The organism is Ochrobactrum sp. A-1, assembly GCF_022488005.1.
Lineage (GTDB): Bacteria > Pseudomonadota > Alphaproteobacteria > Rhizobiales > Rhizobiaceae > Brucella.
On sequence record NZ_JAKVQC010000007.1, the window covers coordinates 1,534,380 to 1,558,791 of the forward strand.

Here is a 24,412-nt window from a genome sequence, read left to right on the forward strand (position 1 = left end):
CGGTTCCTTAAATTGTCTATATCTTCAAGTCCTTAGCGCCGGTGTCAATGTGCGGAGCCCAGAAAGCCACACTTTCTGCAATCTGCGGAATGACTTCACGGTCGTTCGGCTCGCGTTCCTTGAACGACAGCTCAAGGCAGATTTCATTGTCCACCGCACCGCCTTCGGCAAAGGCTTTCAGAAGTGGTTCTGGCTGGATGCGTCCCTTGGCATTGAACGCTGCGGTGAACGGACGATGTCCGCCCTTGTCCATCAGGCTCTGCTTGATGTGAATGATCGGTGAGACTTTCGGCACGGCGCGTGCCCAGGCGTAGGGGTCGAAATCGTCCGGATTGGCGGAAGTCACATCGCCATGGTCGATATCAGCCATCATCCACATCGGAATTGCCATGTCGGCAGCGGTGAGGCGGTCCTGAAGCTTCATGCATTCGGCAATCGTCTCGCCAAATTCACGCCCGATGCTCATCGGCTCCCAGAAGACATAGTCGAGACCGGCACTGCTCGCATGTTCGGCGACTTCCGCCCAGCAATCGATCGCAATCTTGATAAGCTCTTCGCGGCGCGAAGCGTCATCGAAATCCTTGTAGGTGAAGATCGCAAACTGCGTGCCGACCGACTTGCCGCCAAGATCGCCGATAATGTCGGCAAAGGTCTTGAACCAGTCGATATAATAGCGGCGCACTTCTGCGTCCGGATGGCCGAAGTGATTGAGACGGCCATAGGGGCCGGTCATGCCGGAGGTGACACGAACGCCGGTGCGCTGCAGTGCCTTGTCCATGTCGCGCGTCAGGCGGCGAATGGTCGAAGCCTGCCAGCTTGGATTGATGAACTCGTGGGTGAGTTGGAGGTCACGCAGGCGCAGGTCGCGCGCCACGGTTTCGATCAGGTCGTCCGGCTCTGCAAAGCGGTTGACCAGTGGATTGGTGTTCAGCGAAAGCGTCAGAGCCATGGCTTCCTCAGGCAGTAAAATTTGCGTTGTCGAACCATGCGATGAATGCGGTACGTTCGGCTTCGGTCAGGTGCAGGTAATGCTTGGTACGGCGATAGAGAATGTCCTCTGCCGTCTTCGCCCATTCATTCGCTACCAGATAGCGCACTTCCGCCTCATAGAAGCTGCTGCCGAAATGGCGACCGAGACCTTCGAGGTTTTGCGCGCCTGCAACCACTTCTTTCGTGCGCGCACCGTAGAGGCGGCCATAATGATGGACGAGTGTGCGCGGCATCCACGGATAGGTGTCGCGCAAGCTATTGGCGAAGGTTTCATAATCGGCATTGGCGATTTCGCCGCCCGGAAGCGGTGCGCCATGCGTCCAGTCGCCGCCCATTTTCGGGAAGATGTGCTTGAGGCGATGCATGCCGCGCTCCGCCAGCTCGCGGAACGTGGTGATCTTGCCGCCAAAGACGTTGAGCAGCGGCGCGTCGTTGGTTTCGTCGAGGTCGAAGACATAATCGCGGGTGACGGCGGAAGGGTTGCCCTTGCCGTCGTCGAACAGCGGGCGAACACCGGAGAAGGAATGCAGCACGTCTTCGCGCCTGAGCTTTTCCTTGAAATAGCGGTTCACAGCAGTCAGCAGATATTCGATTTCCTTCTCATCCGCTGCAACGTCTTCGGCACGGCCTTCATAAGCGATGTCGGTGGTGCCAATCAGCGCCTTGTCGCCCTCATAAGGATTGATGAAGATAACGCGCTTGTCGTGGTTCTGGACGAGATAGGCATTTGCGCCCGACCAGAATTTCGGAACGATGATGTGGCTGCCCTTGACGAGACGCACATTGCGCGACGAGTTGGAGCCAGCGACATTGTGGATGACATCCGTAACCCATGGTCCGGCGCAGTTGACGATGCAGCGCGCGCGGAATGTGCGGGTTTCGCCGGTGTCGCGGTTTTTTGTTTCCACAATCCAGCCGCCTTTTTCGCGGCGTGCGGAAACGACAGGCGTGCGGGTAAGAATGGTCGCGCCTTTTTCAGCAGCGCCAACCGCATTCAGTGCAACGAGACGGGCATCATCGACCCAGCAGTCGGAATATTCGAAGCCTTTGGTATATTGGTCGACGATCGGCGTACCTTCCGGATCGCGCCGCAGGTCGAGCGTGCGTGTGCCGGGAAGCTTCTTGCGACCGCCGAGGTGGTCATAGAGAAACAGGCCGAGCCGCACCAGCCAGGCTGGACGGTCCTGCGGGCTGTGCGGCAGAACGAAACGCATCGGCCAGATGATATGGGGAGCGGCGTTCAAAAGCACTTCGCGCTCGATCAGCGCTTCGCGCACAAGGCGGAACTCATAATATTCGAGATAACGCAGGCCACCATGCACCAGCTTGCCGGAGCGCGATGATGTTCCCTGCGCCAGATCGTCCTTTTCCGCCAGCACAACCTTGAGGCCGCGCCCGGCGGCGTCACGGGCTACGCCCGCGCCGTTGATACCACCGCCGATGACAAACAGATCGCAGGTTTCCGGTTCAGCCATTTCATGCTCCTTCGGATGCAATTGCATCCCATAGTCTATATGCGTGCCAACTTGCCCCATACCGGCGTCAGTGCCAGCCGAGCTTCCTGATAGGCAACGAATAGTTCCTCATAGTGCTTTGCGCGCGGACCGTCCGGGGCCTCGCACGGGCCAAGCAGCGGCTCGACCCATTCCGCAATACATGCATCCATGCTGGGATAGGCGCCGATGGCCACCGCAGCCATCATGGCAGCACCTGCGGCTCCCGCCTCTTCGCGCGAGGAAACACGCACTGGCGCATTCACGGCTGCGGCAAGGGTGCTGCGCAGAGCCTTCGAGCGCGCCGCGCCGCCGGTGATGCGCAATTCGGCAGGCATTTCACCCATGGCTGCGTAGCAGTCGCGCGTTGCCATGCCGAGGCCTTCAACGACAGACCGCACCATTTCGGGGAAACGGTCGCGGCTGGAAAGGCCGACGAAACCGGCCCGGGCATAGGCATTGACGAAGGGGCCGCGTTCGCCCGCTTCCGAAATATACGGATGATAGAGGATCGCCCCCGGACGGCTGGCATTGAACCAAACATCAAGGCGGGGAATAAGGTCACCGAGCGAAATAGGCTTGTCCGGCGTCGACATGAGATCGGCAGCGACCTGCAATATCCAGTCAATATTGATCGTCGCGCCCATATTGGTCTGCACCTGCGTGACGATACCGGGAATGGGCAGGGCGATGACGTAGCCGGTGCCTTCCTTGTTCAGGTGGATGTCGGCAATCGGCTTGGCACGCATGTGCACGCCTGTGGAACCGATGGTCGAGCATCCGGCTCCTGCCGTTCCACCGCGAACGCCTGCGCCGAGTGCGGTCATCGCCATATCGACATAGGCAAGGCTCACCGGCGTTCCTGCCCGCAAGCCCGTTGCTGCTGCCGCTTCGGGGGAAAGCGGATGCTGCACTTCGGTGCCGTCGATGATTTCTGGCAGCAATCCACGTCGTTTCGTCAGGCCGAGCGCGTCGATGACGACATCGTCATACTGGCGATTGCGGAAATTGCCGAAGGTGAAGCTTGCTTCCGAGGGGTCGGTGGCGCGAATGCCGGTGAGATTGAGATAGAGCCAGTCCTTACAGTGGAGCGCAACTTCGGCATTATCCAGAAGCTCGGGCGCGATAGCATCCATATGCGCCATCTGGGAGCCCTGCTGGCAGGTGTTCAGCCCGGTGCCGGTCGCTTCAAAGCGCGCGCGGTTCATGGGGCCAGCGGTAAGCCGCGTGACCGTCGTTGCCGCACGGGCATCGAGCCATAGCCAGGCATCGCCAACCGGCTGGTTGTCGCGACCGACAAGCCAGGTTCCGTCGCCCTGGCCGGTAACGGCGATTGCCGCAGTGCGTTCAGCTAGGCCCGGCACCTTCGCGCCGAGGTCGCGCAATGCGCGCGCGCAGTCATGCCATGTCTGGGAAAGCGATTGTGTGACGGCGCCATGGTCGCCGGTATCGTATTTGTTGCGAACGGCTGCAGACTCGATCTGACGTCCGCTGAGATCGAAAGCGACTGCCTTGAGCACGGAAGTACCCGCGTCGATCCCGATGATGATGTCACCTTTCTCACGCATGGCGGATATGTGCTTTCATTGACATTTGGATTCCTCCCGCGACTGAAAATACGTCGCTCCCAGCCCCGTTTATAATGAAGTCGGGCAATGGCGTATGCTGGAGATAACATAACGCTACCACGTTGTCTGTAAAATTTTCGATGGTGAGAATTTTTTTTCACCAAACAGTGATTGCAGGGGAAATCGCTGTGATTCAATGTGCGGATTTTGACCCGTTTCTTTTCTTTCTGGCAAAGATTTTTCTATCAGAGAATTGCTAACTATCTGAAATAAATAATAATATTTTTGGATACCTCTTACGTTTCCATATGCTTTTTTCGTGAAAAGTCGCTGTGTGAATAATTCGCGTTGTAACGGAATATGTAGTGGATTTCTCTGGATTGTGATGTGGATTCAGCATGGAATGGTGCTAATTAACCGGTGTTTCGAAAACATCCGATTGACAGCTTTCAAGCTTTATAACATCATTATTGGAGTTAATAACACACCGCTATCATAGGCTCTGATTGCGGTGCATCTGTTTCCAGGTTGCACGGAGGAGCGGGGCCCTGGAATTCATGTGGAGGCCATCATGATCTTGTCCATCGCATCTTGCGCCGCTTTGGCGGAGGCTCCTGCCTATCCGGCAGGCCCGATGGCAATGATCGAGAATAGTCTACAGGCGGCTTAAATCCAGCCGCATCATCCGTTTCCATAACGACAATACGGCAGAATTGCTGAAGGCGTTTGATAATGAGTGCACAAACCAGTCAAATTTCACAAAAACCCGCAAAGCTGAGCCGCGCCGTCGTCTGGAGCGTGATCGCTGTGGTGGTGGTTGTCGGTGCGATTGCCTTCGACACGAAAGTCGTGAAGATCGGGTCTGATTCCGATGTGCGCCAGCAGGCTTTCTCTCCCGATGCCTATGGCGCTTCCGAATTCCCCAAGGTGAAGGCCAGCGTCGAGCAGCGCGCCGTGGATGCTGTGGAAGTTGGAACGGCTCTCGCCGCCGACAAGGCCGCAGCCGGAAAGAAATATGGCGTGGGCGATGTTAATCCGGTCATCCCGGTCAAGTTCACGGGCGTCGTCGAAGAGCGCAAGTCCAACTACAACGTCGTGAAGGTCGATGGCCTGCCGGACGGCGTTGCCATCCGTGTCCAGACCGGCCCTGCCGTCAACGGCACCGATCTGCGCGATGCGACCGGCGAAATCCAGTTCGGCCAGTTCAAGAACCAGATCGAATATCAGAACGCCGGCTCGGCTTTGAACAATGAGATGAAGAAGCAGGTGCTTTCGGGCGTCGATATCGAGAATCTCGTCGGCAAGACCGTGACGGTGGTTGGCGTCTTCAAGGTCGTCAATCCGAAGAACTGGCTCGTCACGCCTGTGGGGCTGGAAGTGAAATGAGCGCCGCTCCAAAAATCGAAGGCAAAAACGGCGATGTCGTTCTTGCCGCGCACAACGTCGCCAAAGCCTATGGTCGCATTCATGCCTTGAAGGGCGTGAATTTCGAAATTCGTCGTGGTCAGGTCACGACGCTTTTCGGCGAAAACGGTGCCGGAAAATCGACGCTGATGAAGGTGCTTTCCGGCGTCATCCAGCCGACCTCCGGCACGATCATTCTCGATGGCGAACCGGTGACGTTCAATTCGTCTACTGAAGCGCGCGATCTCGGCATCTCGATCATCCATCAGGAATTGAGCCTCGCGCCCAACATGAACGTGCGCGACAACATCTTCATGGGACGCGAAATCCGTACTGCGACCGGCGTCGATTTCGCCGAGGAAGAACGCCTGACGCGTGATCTTCTGAAGGAATTGGAAGAAGACATCGATCCTCTGACGCCGGTCGAGGAACTTCGCCTTGGCCAGCAGCAGGTCGTTGAAATTGCCCGTGCTCTTTCGGTCAATTCACGTATTCTCATTATGGATGAGCCGACATCGGCGCTCAGCGCCTCGGAAGTCGAGGTTCTGTTCAAGGTGATCCGCGACCTGACGGCGCGTGGTGTCGCCATCGTCTATATTTCGCACCATCTGGAAGAAGCGCTGCAGATCACCAATCATGCGGTGGTGCTGCGCGACGGCACCATGACGGCCTATGCACCGCGCGAGGAAATCGATCTGGAATGGATCGTCCGCAACATGGTCGGCGAAAATTTCGATCTCGGCTCGCCGCCGACCGGCTATGACTGGGGCGATGTTGCGCTCTCCGTGGAGAACCTGACGGTTCCCGATCCGGGTGGTGCGGGCTTCGCGCTGGTCGACCGCATGTCGCTTCAGGTCCGGGCTGGTGAAATCGTCTGCATTTATGGCCTCATGGGTGCCGGTCGTACGGAGCTTCTGGAAACTGTTGCCGGTCGTCTCAAGGCAAGCGGTGGACGTGTTCTCCTGAAAGGGCAGGATGTTTCCGGCCTCACCATCGCGCAGCGTATCGAGAAGGGCCTTGTGCTGGTGCCGGAAGATCGCCAGCGCGACGGTCTCGTCCAGACGATGACGGTCGGCAAGAACCTGTCGCTCGCCAGCATCGCCGAAATGACGAAGGGCCTTTTCACATCGCGCAAGCGTGAAAAGCAGATTGTCGATCAGTCGATCAAGAATGTGCACATCAAGACGGATGGCGGCGAAGCGACAATCGGTTCGCTTTCCGGTGGTAACCAGCAGAAGGTCGTGATCGGCAAGATGCTGGCAACCGAGCCGGAAGTCATTCTGCTTGATGAGCCAAGCCGCGGCATCGACATCGGGGCGAAGGCGGAAGTGTTCAAGCTTCTAGCTGAAAAGGCGAAGCAGGGTCTGGCTGTCGTCTACACGACTTCGGAAGTCGGCGAGTGCCTTAGCATCGCTCATCGTATCATCGTCATGCACCGTGGACGCATCTCTGCCGAATTCGGATCGGACGTGTCCAAGGAGAAGATCATGGCCGCCTCGGGCGAAGCCATGGTCGGTCACTAAAATAGTTATGGAGCACTGATAGAATGTCAGTCACGAGCACCAACAAAGAAACAGCGGCTCCGAACGGCGCGAAGCGGAAACCCGGCATCGTGCATCTGCTGCTCGAAGGTCGTGCATTTTTTGCACTGATCGCGATCATCGCAGTTTTCTCGTTCCTTTCGCCTTATTATTTCACGGTCGACAACTTCCTCATCATGTCGTCGCACGTGGCCATTTTCGGCCTGCTTGCCATCGGCATGCTGCTCGTCATCCTCAATGGCGGCATCGATCTTTCCGTTGGCTCCACATTGGGGCTGGCCGGTGTGGTCGCCGGTTTTCTGATGCAGGGCGTGACGCTGCAGGAATTCGGCATCATTCTCTATTTCCCGGTCTGGGCCGTGGTTCTCATCACCTGTGCGCTCGGCGCGTTCGTCGGCGCGGTCAACGGTGTGCTCATCGCATATCTGCGCGTTCCGGCCTTCGTTGCGACGCTCGGCGTTCTCTATTGCGCGCGCGGCGTGGCGCTTCTGATGACCAATGGCCTGACCTACAACAATCTCGGCGGACGTCCGGAACTTGGCAATACGGGCTTTGAATGGCTTGGTTTCAACAAATTGTTCGGCGTGCCGATCGGCGTTCTGGTTCTGGCGGTTCTCGCCATCATCTGCGCGATCGTTCTCAACCGCACAGCATTTGGCCGCTGGCTCTATGCATCGGGCGGCAACGAACGTGCGGCTGAACTGTCCGGCGTTCCGGTCAAGCGCGTCAAGGTGTCGGTCTATGTCATTTCCGGCATTTGCGCTGCCATCGCAGGTCTGGTTCTTTCTTCGCAGCTTACGTCGGCTGGTCCGACAGCAGGCACCACTTACGAACTGACGGCAATCGCTGCCGTGGTTATCGGTGGCGCTGCGCTCACTGGGGGGCGCGGTACTATACAGGGCACACTTCTCGGCGCTTTCGTGATCGGTTTCCTTTCCGACGGCCTCGTGATTATCGGCGTGTCCTCCTACTGGCAGACCGTCTTTACCGGCGCGGTGATCGTGCTCGCGGTTCTGCTCAACAGCATTCAATACTCCCGGCGATGATCGATAGCGGCTCTGTCCACCGTTCCGGATGGAGCCGCGAAAACAGCCGGGCGTATCGAAAGAGTTCCAAAAGGGCACAAGATCTCGAAAACGGCCTGATGGAAATGAGTACCGCCGGGGAACCGGCATAACGCAAACGAAAAATGTTAAGGGAGTGAGACCATGTTCAAGAAGGGAATGCGCGTTCTGTTCGCCGCTGCGGCAGCGTTGCCTCTCATCGCCAGCACGGCCTGGGCCGAAGGACTGATGACGATCATCGTCAACGATCCGTCCAATCCGTACTGGTACACCGAAGGTGAAATTGCCAAGAAGACCGCTGAAGGTCTCGGCTACAAGGCTGTTGTCGGTGGCCACAAGGGCGACACCAACACCGAAAGCAACCTGATCGACACGGCTATCACCAACAAGTCGGTTGCCATCATTCTCGACCCGGCCAATGCGGACGGTTCGGTCGGCGCGGTCAAGCGTGCAATCGCCGCCAACATCCCGGTTTTCCTCGTCAATGCGGAAATCAACCAGGAAGGCCTGGCCAAGGCACAGCTCGTTTCCAACAACGCACAGGGCGCCGCTATCGGTGCGACCCAGTGGGTCGAAAGCGTTGGCGACAAGGGCAAGTATGTCGAGCTGTTCGGTTCGCCATCGGACAACAACGCCGCAACGCGCTCGAACGGCTATGAAACCGTTCTGTCGCAGTATCCCGATCTGGTGAAGGCCGGTCAGGACGTCGCCAACTGGGACCGTACGCAGGGTCACGACAAGATGCAGGCTCTGCTTCAGGCCAATCCGGACATCATCGGCGTTATCTCCGGTAATGACGAAATGGCTCTGGGCGCAATTGCTGCTCTGAAGAAGGCTGGCAAGCTGGATCAGGTGAAGGTCGGTGGTTTCGACGGTTCGCCGGATGCGGTTGCAGCCATCAAGGCGGGTGAACTGCAGTACACCGTTCTGCAGCCGGTTGCCGTGTTCTCGGAAGCTGCCGTCAAGCAGGCCGACAACTTCATCAAGACCGGCAAGACCGGTGTGGATCATGAAAAGCAGCTCTTCGACTGCATCCTGATCACCAAGGACAATGTCGATAAGTACACCTCGCCGTTCGTTCTCGAACAGTAAGGTTTGAAAAGGCGCATCCCGGCAGCAGAACGCTTTCGGGATGCGCATTTCCAGAAGTCCCTCTCCTCAAGAAAGTCCCATGCAATCACTCGCTGGATTTTGGGGCTGAAGACCGCGCAATATAAAGCCTATCAGGCGATTCCGAAGCTTTTGGAACGCGCAAGCAAGGGGACAAGTGACAGGCATGGCAGTGAGCAACAAAGCAAGCATTGACAAGCTTATGACGGAGCAAGTGCCGAACGACAGCCGGCATGCGCGTCAGCTCGTCCGGCGCCAGCAGATTGCGGAAACTGTAATGGCTGAAGGCTCGATGCGTATCGAGGACCTCACCGAACGGTTCGGCATCAGCCTGATGACAGCGCATCGCGACGTCGATGAACTGGTCAGCCGCGGCCTGTTTCGCAAGTCGCGCGGCATCGTGTCGGCTGCGCCCACAAGCCTGATCGAGGCAAGCGATCTTTATCGCGTTACCCGCCAGTCGGAAGAAAAGAAACTGATCGCCGAAGCTGCAATGCAGTTCGTTGAGCCGGGACAGGCCATTTTCTTCGATGATTCCACCACTGTTCTGCAAATGGTGCCGCATCTTCCGGGCAAGGGGCCGCTCACCGTCATTACAAACTCGCTGATTCTGATGAACGAAGTACGCGACATCAAGGATGTGACGCTGCTCGGTCTTGGCGGTCAGCTCTATAACTGGTGCAACGCATTCGTCGGCGGCATGACGATCCACGAAATTCGTCGTCTTCGCGCCGATGTGGCCTTCATTTCGATTGCAGCGATCACCGACGACCTCCTGTTTCATCAATCACCGGAAATGGTGGAAACCAAGCGTGCCATGCTGGACTGCGCCGCCAAGCGCATTCTTCTTGCCGATCACACAAAATTCGAGCGCCGCGCTTTACACAATTTCGGGGCGCTCAGCGACTTCGATGTCGTCATCGTGGATGAGGCTACGCCTTTCGCGCATATCGAGCGCATGGAGGCGCAAGGCATCAACGTGGTGGTTGCCCGCGCCAATGCCGGGACAGGCGGCAAGCAAGAATAGCTCGCGCATATTTATCAGGAATACGATACATGCCCTCTCTGCTCGGAATCGACAGCGGACTGACCGTCACCAAAGCCGTACTGTTCGATATTGACGGAACCACCCTTGCCATTGCCCGCCGCCGCGTGGCGCAATCCTTTCCGCGCGCCCGCCATGTCGAACGCGACATGGATGAATTCTGGACTGCAACGGCGGATGCTATTGCCGAAGCCATCGCTAAAGGCGGGCGACCTGCGTCCGACATTCTGGCCATTGCCACCACAGCGCATGGTGATGGCATCTATATGCTCGACAAGGATCGCCGTCCGCTTGGCGCAGGCATATTGTCTCTCGACAGCCGCGCCGTTGATGTTGCGGAGCGTTGGGTCAATAGCCCCGTTGCAGAGCAGGCCATAACCATCACCGGCCAGCTTCCCCATGCATCGGCACCATCCGCCATTCTGGCATGGGTGAAGGAAAACGAACCGGAACGCTTTGGCCGCATCGCGCATGTGATCGCCTGCAAGGACTGGCTGCGCTTTTGCCTGACCGGCGATGTCGGCACGGATCGCACCGAAGCCTCGACCTCCTTCACCGATGTCAACACGCAGGAATATTCGAAAGAAGCGCTCGCTCTTTTCGGGCTGGATGCGCTTTGGGACGCATTACCACCCATGTCGCGTTCCGATGAAATCGTGGGTAGCGTTTCTGTCGAATGCGCACAACGTACAGGCCTCGTTGCCGGAACACCGGTTGTCGGTGGCTTGCACGATGTCACCGCTTCAGCGCTTGGCGTCGGCGGGCTTGGCATCGGGACCGTTGCCGTGGTGGCCGGGACCTATTCCATCAACGAAACATTATCTTCCGAACCGCGTGTCGACAAAAGCTGGTTCTGCCGCAATGGTATTGCGCCGGGCGAATGGAACAATATGTCGATCTCGCCGGCGTCGACGGCCAATTACGACTGGTTCCTCGACAAACTCTGCCCGGCAGAACGGCGCGAGGCAGAGGAAACAGGGCGTTCCATCCACGACATGCTGCGCCCGGAAATCGATACGGCATTGGCGAAGCCTTCGACGGCGATGTTCCATCCCTATCTCTTCGGCTCGCCCTATGGGGCGATGGCGAGCGGTGCGTTTTTCGGTCTGCGCGGCTGGCAGGATCGGGGCGATATGCTGCGCGCAATCTGGGAAGGCATTGCCTTCAATCATCGCATCCATGTTGATCACCTGAAGGACGGGTTTGCAATCTCCGCTGCGCGCCTCACCGGCGGCGTGTCGCGTAGCCCGGCTTTCGCGCAGATGTTTGCCAATGTGCTCGGCATGCCCGTTACCGTTACGGATACGGACGAGGCCGCCGCCTGGGGGGCTGCCCTTTGCGCTGGCAAGGGCGCAGGTGTCTTTGCCAATGTCTACAGCGACCCGCGCGATCTCGACGCCATAGGCCGCACCTATGAACCGGATGCAGCGCGAAGCGCGCTTTATGAAAAGCGCTATCAGCTTTTCAAGGAGATCGCATCTGCGCTTGGGCCGGTCTGGCCAAAGATCGAAGCTCTTGCGGATTGAAGGACAAGGCGCGATGCGCCACAGACATAAAGACAGTAAGATGAATGACTTCGCAGGCAAGGCCGGAATGAAAAGCCGCATCGGACAACTGGAAGCCGAGGGCGTGGATGTGCTCATCCTTGGCGCTGGTGTCAACGGAGCGGGCCTCTATCGCGATCTTTGCGAGCAGGGCGTGAGCTGTCTCATCGTCGACAAGGCGGATTTCGGTTCAGGCACAAGTGCTGCGCCGTCGCGGCTTATCCATGGCGGCCTCAAATATCTGGAAACCGGTGAGTTCGGGCTTGTGGCCCAGTCCACACTGGAACGTAATCTGCTTTTGAAAAATGCGCCGCACAATGTCGAGCCGCTGCCGACTTTCATTCCTGTCTTCTCATGGACCAAGGGTATTACGGCGGCGTTGCGTACCCTATTTGGCTCGACGACCGCGCCGCGCAGCCGTGGCGCCGCGCTGATCAAGATCGGTCTGGCGCTTTACGATTATTTTGGTGCGCGCGAGCGCGTTATGCCGCGTCACCGTTTTCTGCTGAAGGAGGCGGCGACGAAGGAAATGCCCTATATCACGCCCGCAATCGTGGCGGGCGGCATCTATCATGATGCGAAGGTCAGCCAGCCGGAACGTCTGGTCTATGAACTTGTCAGCGACGGACTGCGCGCCAATTCGAAAAGCGCTGCCGCCAATTTCACGACGCTGGTTTCCGCCGAGAACGGCCTTATCGGCTTTGAAGGGCCGGATGGTGTGAAATTCGCGGTCAGGCCGAAGCTGGTCATCAACGCGGCTGGGCCATGGATCGACCGGGTCAATGCTGCGCTTGGCAAGCCGACCAAGATGATCGGCGGCACCAAGGGCTCGCATATTCTTGTCGATCACCCCGAACTGGTGAAGAGCCTGAACGGACGAATGATTTATTTCGAGGCGGATGACGGACGCATCTGCCTTGTCTACGACTATCACGGTCTGGCGCTGGTGGGTTCCACCGATATTCCATCGGACGATCCCGACAATGTGCGCTGCGACGATCCTGAAACCGACTATTTCATCGACAGCCTGCGTTCGCTGCTGCCGAAACTCAAATTCGACCGCAGCCAAATCGTCTACACTTATAGCGGCATTCGTCCGCTTCCGGCTTCCAATGCTTCCGAACCGGGTTTGATCAGTCGCGATCATTCCGCGCCCGTCATCGAGCCGGATAACGAACGGCCATTCGCGATCATTTCGCTTGTTGGCGGCAAGTGGACCACATTCCGCGGCTTTGCCGAGGAAGTGGCCGACAAGGTTCTGGGCCGGTTCGACAAGACGCGGCAGGTTTCAACGCGCAACCTCCCTATAGGCGGCGGCAGGGACTATCCGTCCGATGATCGCGCCCGCAAGGCTTGGGTGACGAAATATGCCACCGAAACAAAGTTGTCCGCCGCACGGGTTGAGACATTGTTGAAGCGCTATGGCAGCACGGCCCTGCCGATCCTCCGAGAGGAAGCAGAAGTAACGGTCGCGATGCTGCCTGAAACCGACACGGTCAGCGCGACGGAAATCGCATGGATCGCACGCAACGAGCTTGTCGTGCATCTGGCGGACGTCGTTTTGCGGCGCACCACACTTGCAATCGACGGGGCGCTGACGACCGGCAATCTTGCTGCAATCGCCGATATTCTGGCGCGGGAGCTTGGCTGGGACGATGCGCGCAAGGCGCAGGAAATCGAAGCGGTCAACACAGAGCTTGAGAAACGGCATAACGTGATTTTGCAGCGGGACCCCGCCAAAAGGCGCTGAACAGTCCGTGAAGTTGATCTATGTTGCGTTGTGAACAGGAAAGGAAACGCCTCATGGATATCAAGCGCAACGGAACTGATCCTTCGGGGAAAGGCCCTGCCGACTGGTTTACCGGCACTGTCCGTATCGATCCGCTGTTTTCTCCCAATAATGTCCGGCGGGCTGCGGCTGCGACCGTGACGTTTGAGCCCGGCGCACGCACTGCATGGCACACGCATCCGCTTGGCCAGACCTTGATCGTGACCGCCGGGCTTGGCCTTGTGCAGCGCGAAGGCGGACCGATTGAGGAAATCCGGCCCGGCGATGTGGTCTGGTTCGAACCGGGCGAGAAGCACTGGCACGGCGCATCCGCGAGCAATGCCATGACCCATATAGCCATTCAGGAACAGCTCGACGGCAAAGTCGTCGACTGGATGGAGCATGTCAGCGACGTGCAATATGGCGGTGGCAAATAAATTTCGCCCCGGTTTTGCGCAGCTTTCAGAAATCGACCCGACTGATCAATGGTCAAAGGTTGCGCAAAACGCAAAGATGATTGCGTATATTGCGAACAGGCGTTTCCTGTTTCCCCTATCATGTTGTTCTCAATAAAAACAAAGGGGAGAAGATAATGAAACGCATCGTTCTTTTGCTTGCAGCAAGCGTCGCCAGCCTTGCCAGCGTGCAGGCGCATGCCGCTGAAGGCGCAAACTGCAAGGCACCCAAATTCTCCGATGTCGGCTGGACCGACATTACTGCGACGACAGCACTCGCTTCTTTGCTGCTTGAAAAAGCCGGGTATGAGCCGCAGACAACCATTCTTTCCGTGCCGGTCACCTTCCAGTCTCTGGAAAATGGACAGATCGATATTTTCCTCGGCAACTGGATGCCGCTTCAGGAAGAAGCGCGCAAACCCTATATCGAAGGAAAGAAGGTCGAGCAGGCTGGCGTCAATCTCGAAGGCGCCAAGATTGGTCTTGCAGCAACAGGCAAGGATCTCGGCATCAAGAACTACGCTGATATCGCGAAGTTCAAGGATCAGCTTGGCGGCAAGATCTACGGTATTGAGGCTGGCAGCAGCGCCAACGCCACGATCCAGTCGATGGTCGAGAAGGACAAGTTTGGCCTGAAGGATTTCCAGCTCGCGGAATCGAGCGAGCAGGCCATGCTTTCGCAGGTTCAAAACGCGGTGCGCAAGGATGAGCCCGTTGTGTTTTTCGCGTGGACGCCGCATCCGATGAATATTCGCTATAAGCTCACCTATCTGGAAAATGGCGAAAACCTGTTCGGACCGGATGACGGTGCCGCGACCGTCGAAACATTGACCCGCAAGGGCTATGCAGCGGATTGCCCCAATGTCTCGCGCTTTCTGTCGAACCTGAAGTTCAGCACGGAGATGGAAAGCACGATGATGAACATGATCCTGAACGACAGCATGGAAGCCAAGGACGCCGTGACGAAATGGATCAAGGACAACCCGGCGCAGCTTGATGCGTGGCTTGACGGCGTGACCACTTTCGACGGCAAGCCCGCGCTCGCAGAGGTGAAGTCGGGGCTTGATCTGTAAGAAACCCGTCCGCTATTGCCGCAGCTTGCTCGGCGATTGACCGAAATGCCGCTTGAAGGCGCGCGACAGCGAACTGATCGACGAAAAGCCGGTCTGTTCCGCTGTATCCGCCATGGAGAGATGCGTATCGAGGATCAGCCGCCGGGCCGCTTTCAGCCGAAGCGACAGGTAGTAATTGCCCGGTGACTGCCCGATCACATTGGCGAACAGCAATTCAAGGCTGCGCGTTGAAAGCCCAAGTCTTCGGGCTATGCTCGACACGGGGATCGGGCGGTCGATATGGGTTTCCATGATTTTTATGGCATCTGCCAGTCGTGGTTCGCGGTTAAGCAAACGGCCAAGGGATACCAGCGGCTGCGCATCGGAAGCCTGTTTCACCTCGTCGTAGATGTAGAGGCTCGCCACATCCAGCGCGATGGAATAGCCGTGGCGGGCGCGAATGAGCGCCAGCATCATGTCAAGCGCCGGTGCCGCGCCTCCGGTTGTCAGAAAAGCTCCATCCCGCACCCAACGATCCGATTGCATTTCGACTTCCGGGAAGCGCTGCGAGAATGCTTCCATGTCTTCCCAGTGCGTTGTTGTCTTACGTCCGTTCAGCAATCCTGCCTTTGCCAGCACCCATGACCCGGCTTCCACACCCACGACGAGTTTCGATTGCTTGGCCGCCTGGCGCAGCATGGCGAGAAGCTTCGGCGTCGCATGTTCCAGCGCGTGAAAAGCGCTGACGATAATAAGAATATCCTGCGCGCCAGCCTCGAAACGGCCATTGGCCGCAACTTTGAGGCCGCTGGATGTGACGGGATCGCTGCCATCCGGCGACACCACCCGCCAGCGATAAAGCGAGCGGCCCGTCACGCGGTTGGCGCCGCGCATGGGGTCCAGCGTTGCAGCCAATGACATAAGCGAACAATCCGGCAGGACCAGCAAGGTAACGCTCAGTTCTTCGTCGGAGGGCTCAAAGATCATACGTTTCGCTCTTCGCCAAATAGATTTCGTAAAATGATAATCCCGGCATTTCGTGACCTGTCAAGCTCGGCGAAAATTGAGGGAAACGATCATGCCTTTAAAGCCCGCCCGCGAAATATTCATCACCGCCGCCGTCACCGGTGCCGGAGCCACCACGCACCGCTCGAACAAGGTGCCGATCACGCCGCGCCAGATCGCGGATGCGGCCATTGAGAGTGCCGAAGCGGGTGCCGCTGTCGCGCATATTCATGTGCGCGATCCGGAAACGGGTGAACCATCGCGCAAGCTGGAGCTTTTCCGCGAGGTTGTGGACCACATCCGGGCGTCCGGTGTCGATATCGTGCTGAATCTGACGGCAGGTGTCGGCGGCGATCTGGTCTTTGGGTCGGCAGAAGCGCCGCTGCCGCCCGATGCCGCCAAGACCGATATGGCGGGCGCAACGGAACGGCTTGCCCATGTCGCTGAACTCTTGCCGGAAATCTGCACGCTGGATTGCGGCACGATGAATTTCGGTGAAGGCGATTATGTGATGACCAACACGCCCGCCATGCTCAGGGAAATGGCCGGGCAGATACAGCGGCTTGGCGTGCGCCCGGAGATCGAGATTTTCGACACCGGCCATCTGCCGCTCGCCCAATGGTTGCAACAGCAGGGCCTGCTTGATGACCCGGTTCTGGTGCAGCTGTGCATGGGTATTCCATGGGGCGCGCCGGACGATCTGGCGACGCTGGTATCCATCCTCCACAACCTGCCGGATAACTGGATTTTCTCGGCGTTCTCCATTGGCCGTAATCAGTTGCCTTATGCGGCCCTTGCCGTGCTGGCGGGTGGCAATATCCGTGTGGGTCTCGAAGACAATATCTGGCTCGACAAGGGCGTTCTGGCGTCGAATGGCGATCTGGTCGAACGGGCCAAAGCCATCGCCGTCAATATGGGAACGAAGGTTCTGACGCCTGCTGAAGTCCGCGAAAAACTCAAGCTTACAAAGCGTTGGTGAAATCCATGAATAGCCATTCCCCCAAGATTGCCTGCATTGGCAGCGGTGTCATCGGCAGCGGCTGGGCCGCACGCTTTCTGCTGAACGGTTTCGACGTTGCTGTTTACGATCCGTCGCCCGATGCAAAGGCGACGACCGAACACATTCTCGATAATGCGCGCAAGGCGCTGGCAGCGCTGACCACTGTGCGTCTTCCGCAGGAGGGGCAATTGTCGTTTTCCTCTTCGCTGGCGGAGGCGGTGGCAGGCGCGGTGCTTGTTCAGGAAAGCGTGCCCGAGCGTCTCGACCTGAAACTTGCCGTTCTGGCGGAGATTGAAGCCGCTTGTGCAGACGATGCACTGATCGCCTCGTCCACCTCCGGTTTTCTTCCAAGCAAGTTGCAGGCTGGGTTACGGCATCCGGAGCGCCTCTTGATCGCGCATCCCTACAATCCCGTTTACCTGTTGCCGCTGGTTGAACTGGTGCCGGGAGGCAAGACTTCCGTATCGACAATCGAAAGTGCGTCCGCGCTCTACCGCCAGACCGGAATGGAGCCGGTCGTGCTCGAAAAGGAGATCGATGCTTTCGTGGGGGACCGCCTGCTGGAAGCGCTGTGGCGCGAGGCATTGTGGCTCGTGCGTGACGGTATCGCCACGGTCGAGCAGATCGACAATATCATCCGCTATTCGTTCGGGCTTCGCTGGGCGCAGATGGGGCTGTTCCAGACCTATCGCATTGCCGGTGGTCCGGCAGGCATGCGGCACTTCCTGGCCCAGTTCGGGCCTGCGTTGCAATGGCCATGGACGAAGCTGACAGATGTGCCCGATCTCGATGACAGCCTCATCAACCGCATCGCGGACCAGTCGGACGCGCAAAATGAAGGGCTTTCAATTCGCGATCTGGAGCGGATTCGTGACGAAAATCTGGTCGCGATCATTCGCGCTCTCGCGCATCAGCAAAATGGCAAGGGTTGGGGCGCAGGCGCGCTTCTCAACGCCTATACAGCACGGCTCGATGCGGCTGCGGGTTCTTCCAAGGCAGGTTCCGGTCCATTGCGCCTACTGGATGCGCGCGTCATCCCGGAATGGATCGACTATAACGGACATATGACCGAGCATCGTTATCTTGATGTATTTGGCCAGACGACGGACAGGTTTCTGGCGCATATCGGTGTGGACGAAGCCTATCTGAAATCCGGTCACAGCTACTACACGGTCGAAACCCATATCATGCATCGCGGCGAGGCCAAGGCAGGCGATGCGCTGCATGTCGAAACGCAGTTGCTCTCCTTCGACGAGAAGCGCGCACATGTCTTTCACAGCCTCCGGCGTGGCGATACGGAGATTGCCAGCGCCGAGCAGATGTTGCTTCATGTCGACAGCAAGGCGGGCAAGGCGGTCGCTGCGAAGACCGAAATTCTGGCCGTATTGGAGGGGCTTTCTCACACACACCGCGAGATGCCGACACCGATTGCTGTCGGTCGGCATGTTGGAAGACGAGGCTGAACAACGTCTATAATTTTCAGTAGGATCCAAGGTGCTGATCCAAGATCGGCGCTTTGGGTTCTGTTATGCTTGACATTTAATCAATCGATTGATTAAATCATGATATGAGCAAAACGAAACATGCAGGACAAGAGCCTCCGTCACCTTCGGTCGATCAGACGCGGATGGCGCTGATCCATGCGGCCTTGCAACTGTTTGGTTCGAAGGGCTTTGACGCCACATCGACCCGCGAGATTGCCGGGATGGCCAAGGCGAATATCGGTTCCATTGCCTACCATTTCGGCGGCAAGGAAGGGCTGCGGCTGGCGGCGGCAGACTATATTGTCGAAACGATACAGGGCATTGCGGGGCAGGCGCTCGGGCACCACGGTGTGATCAGTGCACCTGCCGAAACGAAGGAAACGGCCCGTCAGCAGCTTGGTCTGGCGCTGGAGCGGATGACGTATTTCATTGTCGCACAACCGCAATCCGGCGAGATCGTCCAGTTCCTTTTGCGTGAGCTGGCGCATCCGACGGCGGCGCTCGATCGTATCTATTCCGGTGTTTTCGAGCCAACGCACAAAAGGCTGTGCGCCATCTGGGAAGTTGCGACGGGCGAACCTGCCGAGAGCGAGGCTACGCGGCTTCTCGTCTTCACCCTGCTTGGGCAGGTTGTTTATTTCCGCATTGGCCGGGAGGCGGTGAAACGGCGCATGGGCTGGTCCACAATGGGTTCGGAAGAGGCGGCGGCTGTTGCGGCAATCGCACGCCAGAATCTCATGGCTATTCTTGCAGCGAAGGACGCCGCCAAAAACGGCGAGGTGTTGGCATGAGCATTCTCTGTATGGTTCCTTTTGCGTCCTACCTTTTCGCCGCATGCAGCGCGCAGCCTCTTGCTGTTGGTTATGTTGAGGGTGAATTCGTGCAGCTTGCACCGCTGGAAGTGGCGCAGGTTCAGTCCGTTGCCGTCAGGCGTGGTGATCGCGTCGAACCGGGCAAGCCGATAGCAAAGACGGAAGATGCGGATGCAAAGATCGCCGTTGCGCAGGCCGACGCGGCGCTGGCGCAGGCCCGCGCGCAACTGGCGGATTTGCAGGTTGGCAAGCGTCCCGATGAAATTGCAGTTCTGGATGCGGCCGTCAGGACAGCAAAGGCACAGGCAGACGATGCCCAGAGAACTCTTTTGCGTACGCAGGACCTGACGAAACGCGGGGTGATGACGCAGGCACAGCTTGACGACGCGGCCACCAAGGTGGAAGTGGCTCAGGCCTCGATCAATCAGGCCACAGCCAATCTGGCGGTTGGTCGCTTGCCCGCGCGCCCGGAAGAGATCAAGGCGGCGGAAAATGCCGTCAGGAGCGCCGAAGCGCAGCTAGATTCCGCACGCTGGCATCTGACCAAGCGAACGATTGAAGCACCCGCACCGGGCCGGATCACCGATGTCATCCGTAATCCGGGCGATATTGCGGGTCCGTCCGCACCGGTGCTGACCATGTTGCCGGACGGTGCGGTCAAGCTGAAGGTCTATATTCCGGAAGACAAGTTTTCGGCGGTGCGGGTGGGCGATATTCTGTCCGTGCGCTGCGATGGTTGCGCGCCTGGCCTGCAAGCGCGTGTGAGCTATGTTTCGCCCGATCCCGAGTTCACACCGCCCGTCATCTACTCGCTTGAAACGCGCCAGAAGCTTGTCTATCTCGTCGAGGCGCATCCGGTCGATCCCGCATCGCCTCTGCAGCCCGGTCAGATCGTGGATGTCGATCTGGCTGCCCGATAGGCGGAGGTGGCAATGTCGAACGCTATCGATGTCAAAGGTCTCGTCAAGCGCTTCGGTGACGCTACGGTCGTCGATCATGTAAGCATGTCGGTGGCCGAGGGCGAGATTGTCGGCTTTCTGGGGCCGAATGGTTCGGGCAAGACGACCACGATCCGCATGATGTGCGGGCTGCTGACGCCCGACGAGGGCGAAGGGAAGGTGCTGGGTTTCGATCTTCGTACCGAAGGACTGAAGATCAAGCGCGAAGTCGGTTACATGACGCAGCGTTTTTCATTCTATGAAGACCTGACCATTGCCGAAAACCTTGAATTTGTTGCGCGTCTCTACCGGTTGAAGCCGGTGAAGGAGCACGTGGCACGGACACTTGAGGAGCTGGGACTGACCTCGCGTGGGGATCAGTTGGCGGGCACGCTTTCCGGTGGCTGGAAACAACGGCTGGCACTGGCAGCCTGTATCATGCACAAGCCCAGGCTCCTGCTGCTGGATGAACCGACCGCTGGGGTCGATCCGAAGGCACGGCGCGACTTCTGGGACGAGATACATCGTCTGGCCGATGGTGGACTGACCGTACTCGTCTCGACCCATTACATGGACGAAGCCGAGCGCTGCCATCGCATCAGCTATATTTCCTATGGCAAGCTTTTGGCCACCGGGACCGTCCGGGATGTCATCGAGAAGGCGGGGCTGACGACCTTCATCGTCAATGGCCCGCGACTTGGCGAAGTAGCACATGAACTGGAAGGTGAACCGGGTGTCGAGCAGGTTGCGCCTTTTGGTGCGACGCTGCATGTCGTGGGGTCCAACAGGGCGAAGCTTGAGGCGGCTCTGGAGAAGATCAGGCATCGCGAGGGGACCACAGTCGAGGTGGGCGAAACCAGTCTTGAGGACGTGTTTATCCAGTTCATGGCCAATGCGCAGGATAATATGTCCAAGGACAGGAACTCCGGGAGCGGCAAACCATGAGCGGCTGGTTCTCGTTCGAACGTCTTGGCGCGATGCTGGTGAAGGAATTTATCCAGATGCGGCGCGATCGCATCACCTTCGCCATGATGTTGGTCGTTCCATTGATGCAGCTGCTGCTCTTCGGCTTTGCCATCAATAATGATCCAAAAAGCCTGCCGAGCGCACTGGTCGTGACCAGTCAGGATCATTATACGCGTGCCATGATTTCCGCGCTGGAAACCACAGGCTATTATCGTTTCGACCACGTCGTGCAAAGTGCCGCAGAAGCCGAGGCCTTGATTGCCAACGGCACCGTTTCCTTCGTGGTGACGATACCGTCGGATTTTGCAAGACGTGTCGATGCAGGCGAACAGCCGCAGATCCTGATCGAGGCCGATGCGACGGACCCGTCGGTGGCAAGCGGTGCGATTTCCACGCTTGGAACGGTCGCAAGTCAGGCGCTCCTGCGTGAACAGGGCAAGCAGGCTGAAGCTTCAGATGCTGCGCGAAGCCAGCTCCAGGTCATCGTGCATCGCCGTTACAACCCGGAAGGCGTATCGCAATACAACATCGTCCCTGGTCTTCTGGGTGTAATCCTGCAGATGACCATGGTGATGATGACGGCTATGGCGCTGACCCGCGAGACAGAACGGGGCACGATGGAAAACCTGCTTGCGATGCCCGCAACGCCCGCCGAAATCATGTTGGGGAAGGTTCTGCCATTTCTTGTCGTCGGTGGCGTGCAGGTCGTGGTCGTGCTGGTCGCGGCCAAGCTTTTGTTCGGGGTGCCCTTTGTCGGTTCGCTGGCGCTGCTTTTGACCTGCGTGCTGATCTTCGTCTTGTCGCTGGTCCTGCTCGGCTATACGATCTCGACGGCGTCGCGCACGCAGATGCAGGCCATGCAGCTTACCTTCTTCTTCTTCCTGCCATCGCTGATGTTGTCCGGTTTCATGTTCCCGTTTCGGGGTATGCCCGATTGGGCGCAGGCGCTGGGCGAGATTTTTCCGCTGACGCATTTTCTGCGGATCGTCCGTGCCGTCATGCTTAAGGGCGCCCACCTCTCCGACATTGCCGGAGAAGTGAACGCCCTCATATTCTTCGTGTTCCTGTTTACGTCGCTGGCGCTTCTGCGCTTCAGGAGAACGTTGGATTAGCAGGCTGATGGAGCCAGCGCTGTTTTCGGGCGGCGAGACAGTGTGAACAACAATCCTGCCGCTGCCAGAAGGCCGCCTGCGACGGGAATGGCTGCATAGCCATAGCCTGCGCTGATGACGCCGCCGCCAAGGGCCGCGCCCACCGCATTGCCGAGGTTGAACGCGCCGATATTGATCGACGATGCCAGCCCAGGTGCTTCCGATGCAGCCTGCATCACGCGGGTCTGAACCGGAGGAACGATGGCGAAAGCTGCCGCACCCCAGGCGAGCAGGCCGATTGCCGCACCGATATGGCTTCCCAGCAGGAACGGCAGTGCCAGACTGATGATGGCAAGCGCTGCAAGAAATATCCGCGTAGCACCATTGAGCGACCAGTCTGCGAGGCGTCCGCCGAGCGCGTTGCCGATAGTGAAGCCCACGCCGATAAGAATGAGCGCCAGCGTCACGAAACCTTCCGAAGCGCTTGTCAGGTCGGCCAGTACAGGCGCTACATAGGTGTAGAGCGTGAACATGGCACCAGCGCCCATGACGGTCGTTGCGAGCGACATCAGCACGGTCGGGCGCATCAGGACGCCGAGCTCACGACGGATGTCGGGCATCTTGCCTGCCTCGCCACGCGGCAGCGAAAGCCAGAGCGCCGCGATGGCGAGCAGACCCAGAACAGCAGTACCGGCGAACGACATGCGCCAGCCGATCTGCTGGCCAATCCAGGTCGCAGCCGGGACGCCGCCAATATTCGCAATCGTCAGACCCATGAACATGGTGGCAACGGCGCTTGCCCGCTTTTCAGGAGGCACGACGCTGGCTGCAACAATGGAGCCAAGCCCGAAAAACGCACCGTGATTGAGGCTCGTTACCAGACGCGCTGCAAGCAGCGTCCAGTAATCCGGTGCGAGAGCCGACAGGATGTTGCCGAGTGTGAAAATGCTCATCAGCAGCATCAGTGCCGTGCGTTTGCCGAACCGTCCGAAGGCAAGTGTCATGATCGGTGCGCCGACCATGACGCCGATGGCATAGGCGCTGACCAGAAGACCGGCCGTCGGAATGGAAACGTCAATGCCGTCGGCAATGACCGGCAGCAGACCCATAGGTGCAAATTCCGTAGTGCCAATACCAAACGCACCGATTGCAAGCGCCAGAAGCGGCCAGTTGAAACCGGCCGTCTTCGTTGCGCTGTCGTGAGACGTCATCGTGCTCATCATAGCCTCCGTTATTTGTCCCAGACCGGGGTCAGACCGTCGGGGCTGACCAGTCGTCCATTGGGGCCAGCGAGTTTGGAGATCGCCGTCATGTCTTCTACGCTGAGCTCAAAGTCGAATATGTCGAAGTTTTCAGCGACACGCTCGGGCTTGGCTGTCTTGGAAAGTGCGATGAAGCCGCGTTCAATCAGCCAGCGTAGACCCACCTGAGCGGCAGTCTTGCCGTATCGGGCGCCAATGGCCTGCAAGATGGGGTCGCGCGGCACTGCGCCATCAGCCATGCCGTAATAGGCGGTGATGGCAATGCCTAATGCCTTTGCGGCCTCTGCTACGGCATTCTGGTAGAGATAAGGATGGACTTCGATTTGGTTGGTGACGATGGGTGCTGCACTGCGAAGAATAGACTCTTTCATTTGCGCGACATTCTGATTGCTCACGCCAATGAAGCGCGTCTTGCCTGCCGTTTGCACTGCGTTGAGCATGTCGATCTGATCAGCAATCGCCACCTTGTCGGCAGGCCAATGCAGGAGCAGGAGGTCAACCTGATCTACTTTCAGTTTGTCGAGGCTTTCATCCACGGATGCACTGAACTTTTCCGGGCTGTAATTATCGACCCAGACTTTTGTGGTGAGAAACAGGTCTTTGCGTTGCGCGCCTGCCTTCTCAAGAGCACGACCGAGGGCAGCCTCATTTTGATAGATCTGGGCCGTATCAAAATGGCGGAAACCCGCTTCCAGCGCAGCCGGGATGACGCTTTCCACTTCCGCATCCGTCATGCGGAAAACACCGAAGCCGAGCGCGGGTATAGACGCACCGTGTGCGTTTACGATTTTCATATCATCTCCTGTCGATTGGCCCTCGG

The 24,412-nt window shown here is 58.2% G+C and carries 21 protein-coding genes and 1 pseudogene; 15 read left to right on the forward strand and 7 right to left on the reverse strand.

From position 1 onward, the window contains the following. Nucleotides 1-16: 16 nt before the first annotated feature. From MKS82_RS25535 to MKS82_RS25550, 4 genes and pseudogenes are all read right to left on the reverse strand, one after another. On the reverse strand, nt 17-949 hold the full coding sequence (locus MKS82_RS25535; protein ID WP_109986728.1) for a sugar phosphate isomerase/epimerase family protein: 933 nt from the start codon (nt 947-949) through the stop codon (nt 17-19). Between the two features lie 7 nt (nt 950-956). Then, on the reverse strand, nt 957-2,465 hold the full coding sequence (locus MKS82_RS25540; protein ID WP_109986729.1) for a glycerol-3-phosphate dehydrogenase: 1,509 nt from the start codon (nt 2,463-2,465) through the stop codon (nt 957-959). A gap of 35 nt (nt 2,466-2,500) precedes the next feature. Then, nucleotides 2,501-4,051 carry an FGGY-family carbohydrate kinase gene (locus MKS82_RS25545; protein WP_109986730.1) on the reverse strand — a complete coding sequence of 517 codons (1,551 nt, stop codon included), beginning with the start codon at nt 4,049-4,051 and terminating at the stop codon, nt 2,501-2,503. 659 nt (nt 4,052-4,710) lie between these two features. Beyond that, a pseudogene (locus tag MKS82_RS25550) lies at nt 4,711-4,804 on the reverse strand (ATP-binding protein); the annotation flags it as partial. Between MKS82_RS25550 and MKS82_RS25555 the strand changes: the two are divergent. From MKS82_RS25555 to choX, 9 genes are all read left to right on the forward strand, one after another. Then, nucleotides 4,784-5,437: a DUF2291 family protein gene (locus MKS82_RS25555; protein ID WP_109986731.1), complete on the forward strand. Its 654-nt coding sequence runs from the start codon at nt 4,784-4,786 to the stop codon at nt 5,435-5,437. The pseudogene MKS82_RS25550 and the gene MKS82_RS25555 overlap by 21 nt on opposite strands. Then, nucleotides 5,434-6,978 (forward strand): sugar ABC transporter ATP-binding protein, encoded by a 1,545-nt coding sequence (locus tag MKS82_RS25560; protein WP_109986732.1) that lies wholly within the window; start codon nt 5,434-5,436, stop codon nt 6,976-6,978. Before MKS82_RS25555 ends, MKS82_RS25560 begins: the two co-directional genes overlap by 4 nt. Nucleotides 6,979-7,001: 23 nt before the next feature. Further along, a complete protein-coding gene (locus MKS82_RS25565) occupies nt 7,002-8,042 on the forward strand; it encodes an ABC transporter permease (protein ID WP_061346700.1) in 1,041 nt (346 codons plus the stop codon). A 162-nt stretch (nt 8,043-8,204) separates the two neighbouring features. Next, on the forward strand, nt 8,205-9,152 hold the full coding sequence (locus MKS82_RS25570; RefSeq protein ID WP_061346699.1) for a D-ribose ABC transporter substrate-binding protein: 948 nt from the start codon (nt 8,205-8,207) through the stop codon (nt 9,150-9,152). A gap of 184 nt (nt 9,153-9,336) precedes the next feature. Further along, complete coding sequence (locus tag MKS82_RS25575; RefSeq protein WP_109986733.1) at nt 9,337-10,197, forward strand: DeoR/GlpR family DNA-binding transcription regulator; 861 nt, start codon at nt 9,337-9,339, stop codon at nt 10,195-10,197. 29 nt (nt 10,198-10,226) lie between these two features. Then, nucleotides 10,227-11,741 (forward strand): FGGY-family carbohydrate kinase, encoded by a 1,515-nt coding sequence (locus tag MKS82_RS25580; RefSeq protein ID WP_109986734.1) that lies wholly within the window; start codon nt 10,227-10,229, stop codon nt 11,739-11,741. A 40-nt stretch (nt 11,742-11,781) separates the two neighbouring features. Continuing rightward, nucleotides 11,782-13,509 (forward strand): glycerol-3-phosphate dehydrogenase/oxidase, encoded by a 1,728-nt coding sequence (locus MKS82_RS25585; RefSeq protein ID WP_109986735.1) that lies wholly within the window; start codon nt 11,782-11,784, stop codon nt 13,507-13,509. A 53-nt stretch (nt 13,510-13,562) separates the two neighbouring features. Beyond that, entirely contained in the window at nt 13,563-13,964 is a 402-nt protein-coding gene (locus tag MKS82_RS25590; RefSeq protein ID WP_109986736.1) for a (R)-mandelonitrile lyase, read from the forward strand. 155 nt (nt 13,965-14,119) lie between these two features. Then, a complete protein-coding gene (gene choX / locus MKS82_RS25595) occupies nt 14,120-15,055 on the forward strand; it encodes a choline ABC transporter substrate-binding protein (protein ID WP_109986737.1) in 936 nt (311 codons plus the stop codon). 12 nt (nt 15,056-15,067) lie between these two features. On the opposite strand, the gene MKS82_RS25600 is transcribed toward choX, so the two are convergent. Next, entirely contained in the window at nt 15,068-16,021 is a 954-nt protein-coding gene (locus MKS82_RS25600) for a GlxA family transcriptional regulator (RefSeq protein WP_109986738.1), read from the reverse strand. A 91-nt stretch (nt 16,022-16,112) separates the two neighbouring features. Between MKS82_RS25600 and MKS82_RS25605 the strand changes: the two genes are divergently transcribed. The 6 genes from MKS82_RS25605 to MKS82_RS25630 all read left to right on the forward strand — a co-directional run bounded on the left by MKS82_RS25605 (nt 16,113) and on the right by MKS82_RS25630 (nt 22,351). Beyond that, a complete protein-coding gene (locus MKS82_RS25605; RefSeq protein ID WP_104755611.1) occupies nt 16,113-17,018 on the forward strand; it encodes a BKACE family enzyme in 906 nt (301 codons plus the stop codon). 5 nt (nt 17,019-17,023) lie between these two features. Further along, entirely contained in the window at nt 17,024-18,502 is a 1,479-nt protein-coding gene (locus tag MKS82_RS25610; protein WP_109986739.1) for a carnitine 3-dehydrogenase, read from the forward strand. Nucleotides 18,503-18,606: 104 nt separating this feature from the next. Continuing rightward, a complete protein-coding gene (locus tag MKS82_RS25615) occupies nt 18,607-19,314 on the forward strand; it encodes a DUF1956 domain-containing protein (RefSeq protein ID WP_109986740.1) in 708 nt (235 codons plus the stop codon). After that, nucleotides 19,311-20,255 (forward strand): HlyD family secretion protein, encoded by a 945-nt coding sequence (locus tag MKS82_RS25620; protein WP_109986741.1) that lies wholly within the window; start codon nt 19,311-19,313, stop codon nt 20,253-20,255. The genes MKS82_RS25615 and MKS82_RS25620 overlap by 4 nt, the downstream gene beginning before the upstream one ends. Nucleotides 20,256-20,267: 12 nt before the next feature. Further along, nucleotides 20,268-21,218 (forward strand): ABC transporter ATP-binding protein, encoded by a 951-nt coding sequence (locus tag MKS82_RS25625; RefSeq protein WP_109986742.1) that lies wholly within the window; start codon nt 20,268-20,270, stop codon nt 21,216-21,218. Continuing rightward, complete coding sequence (locus MKS82_RS25630; protein ID WP_109986743.1) at nt 21,215-22,351, forward strand: ABC transporter permease; 1,137 nt, start codon at nt 21,215-21,217, stop codon at nt 22,349-22,351. Before MKS82_RS25625 ends, MKS82_RS25630 begins: the two co-directional genes overlap by 4 nt. Here the strand turns inward: MKS82_RS25630 and MKS82_RS25635 are convergent. Next, nucleotides 22,348-23,550, reverse strand: a complete 1,203-nt coding sequence (locus MKS82_RS25635; protein ID WP_109986744.1) for an MFS transporter — start codon at nt 23,548-23,550, stop codon at nt 22,348-22,350. The genes MKS82_RS25630 and MKS82_RS25635 overlap by 4 nt on opposite strands. An 11-nt stretch (nt 23,551-23,561) precedes the next feature. After that, a complete protein-coding gene (locus MKS82_RS25640) occupies nt 23,562-24,386 on the reverse strand; it encodes an aldo/keto reductase (protein WP_109986745.1) in 825 nt (274 codons plus the stop codon). Between the last annotated feature and the right edge of the window lie 26 nt (nt 24,387-24,412).

Excerpts from the sequence above, each read along its gene's own strand:
- MKS82_RS25535 (WP_109986728.1), bottom strand. The coding sequence starts at position 949 with ATGGCTCTGACGCTTTCGCTGAACACCAATCCACTGGTCAACCGCTTT.
- MKS82_RS25540 (WP_109986729.1), bottom strand. The coding sequence starts at position 2,465 with ATGGCTGAACCGGAAACCTGCGATCTGTTTGTCATCGGCGGTGGTATC.
- MKS82_RS25545 (WP_109986730.1), bottom strand. The coding sequence starts at position 4,051 with ATGCGTGAGAAAGGTGACATCATCATCGGGATCGACGCGGGTACTTCC.
- MKS82_RS25555 (WP_109986731.1), top strand. The coding sequence starts at position 4,784 with ATGAGTGCACAAACCAGTCAAATTTCACAAAAACCCGCAAAGCTGAGC.
- MKS82_RS25560 (WP_109986732.1), top strand. The coding sequence starts at position 5,434 with ATGAGCGCCGCTCCAAAAATCGAAGGCAAAAACGGCGATGTCGTTCTT.
- MKS82_RS25565 (WP_061346700.1), top strand. The coding sequence starts at position 7,002 with ATGTCAGTCACGAGCACCAACAAAGAAACAGCGGCTCCGAACGGCGCG.
- MKS82_RS25570 (WP_061346699.1), top strand. The coding sequence starts at position 8,205 with ATGTTCAAGAAGGGAATGCGCGTTCTGTTCGCCGCTGCGGCAGCGTTG.
- MKS82_RS25575 (WP_109986733.1), top strand. The coding sequence starts at position 9,337 with ATGGCAGTGAGCAACAAAGCAAGCATTGACAAGCTTATGACGGAGCAA.
- MKS82_RS25580 (WP_109986734.1), top strand. The coding sequence starts at position 10,227 with ATGCCCTCTCTGCTCGGAATCGACAGCGGACTGACCGTCACCAAAGCC.
- MKS82_RS25585 (WP_109986735.1), top strand. The coding sequence starts at position 11,782 with ATGAATGACTTCGCAGGCAAGGCCGGAATGAAAAGCCGCATCGGACAA.
- MKS82_RS25590 (WP_109986736.1), top strand. The coding sequence starts at position 13,563 with ATGGATATCAAGCGCAACGGAACTGATCCTTCGGGGAAAGGCCCTGCC.
- choX (WP_109986737.1), top strand. The coding sequence starts at position 14,120 with ATGAAACGCATCGTTCTTTTGCTTGCAGCAAGCGTCGCCAGCCTTGCC.
- MKS82_RS25600 (WP_109986738.1), bottom strand. The coding sequence starts at position 16,021 with ATGATCTTTGAGCCCTCCGACGAAGAACTGAGCGTTACCTTGCTGGTC.
- MKS82_RS25605 (WP_104755611.1), top strand. The coding sequence starts at position 16,113 with ATGCCTTTAAAGCCCGCCCGCGAAATATTCATCACCGCCGCCGTCACC.
- MKS82_RS25610 (WP_109986739.1), top strand. The coding sequence starts at position 17,024 with ATGAATAGCCATTCCCCCAAGATTGCCTGCATTGGCAGCGGTGTCATC.
- MKS82_RS25615 (WP_109986740.1), top strand. The coding sequence starts at position 18,607 with ATGAGCAAAACGAAACATGCAGGACAAGAGCCTCCGTCACCTTCGGTC.
- MKS82_RS25620 (WP_109986741.1), top strand. The coding sequence starts at position 19,311 with ATGAGCATTCTCTGTATGGTTCCTTTTGCGTCCTACCTTTTCGCCGCA.
- MKS82_RS25625 (WP_109986742.1), top strand. The coding sequence starts at position 20,268 with ATGTCGAACGCTATCGATGTCAAAGGTCTCGTCAAGCGCTTCGGTGAC.
- MKS82_RS25630 (WP_109986743.1), top strand. The coding sequence starts at position 21,215 with ATGAGCGGCTGGTTCTCGTTCGAACGTCTTGGCGCGATGCTGGTGAAG.
- MKS82_RS25635 (WP_109986744.1), bottom strand. The coding sequence starts at position 23,550 with ATGAGCACGATGACGTCTCACGACAGCGCAACGAAGACGGCCGGTTTC.
- MKS82_RS25640 (WP_109986745.1), bottom strand. The coding sequence starts at position 24,386 with ATGAAAATCGTAAACGCACACGGTGCGTCTATACCCGCGCTCGGCTTC.